General features: G+C 37.1%; 2 protein-coding genes. Both read left to right on the top strand.

Annotated elements, in window-relative coordinates; translation table 11 throughout:
* Window positions 1–443 precede the first annotated feature (443 nt).
* Window positions 444–617, top strand: a complete 174-nt coding sequence (locus tag AC2JBO_RS45065) for a hypothetical protein (RefSeq protein WP_496960109.1) — start codon at window positions 444–446, stop codon at window positions 615–617.
* A partial coding sequence (locus AC2JBO_RS45060; protein WP_496960108.1) for an MBL fold metallo-hydrolase occupies window positions 583–834 on the top strand: 252 nt, incomplete at its 3' end. The genes AC2JBO_RS45065 and AC2JBO_RS45060, both read left to right, overlap by 35 nt.

The following is an 834-nucleotide window of genomic DNA, read 5'->3' as shown; positions in this document are numbered from 1 at the left end:
GTGGTCATTACGGCTGTATTTTTTAGAAAAAATAATTTTGTCTGCAAGTTTTTTAACATTTGTCTCGCAGGTAGTGTCAATTGATTTTGTCATTGAAAGTTTGTGAAGCATAACTGTCCTGATAGTCTCGTTTTAAAAAATTATAAAAAATAAGAAAATTTGCTCCGCTGTTGCTTAGAAAGCGTGCTTTCAAAAAACTATTTAAGAGCAAGTCTTATTAGTTGTAGCGCTTATGCTTTTTAAGACCTTCGCTGTATCTTTACAACATAGGCTAACAGAATCAATTTAGCTTTATGTTCGCTTTGTTACCCAGAGAATTTATACTGATATTTAGGTTTATTTAAGTAAGTGTATCGATAAAAATACGTGTAACCACGGTTGCACCTGCACTGAGAGATGCAATTATTTGATTGTGAAGTAAAAAAATAAAATTTCTATTTACATTGATAGATATAGTCTCCCAAAAGGCTGATAGAAAATATACTCATCACTCAACACTCAGCACTCAGCACTCAAAACTCAGCACTCAGCACTCAGCACTCAGCACTCAGCACTCAGCACTCAAAATTAACAGGAGTAAACATGCAGGTAATCCGCATACCAGCGCTATCAGATAATTATATTTTTTTACTGTGGGACACTACACGTAAAATAGCCGCAGTCGTTGACCCAGCGGTTGCAAAACCAGTTTTAACAAAACTTCATGAACTTGGCGCCTCGTTAGTAGGCATCTTCAATACACACCACCATAATGACCATGTAGGGGGAAACCGAGAATTAATAACCCAGTACCCAAACGTTACTGTCTACGGTGGAGAGTTTGACTCTGGACGC

The organism is Calothrix sp. CBUCES-K 9914, from assembly GCF_059640475.1.
The sequence above is the reverse complement of the archived record's forward strand: the minus strand, read 5'-3'. Positions and strand labels throughout refer to the sequence as shown.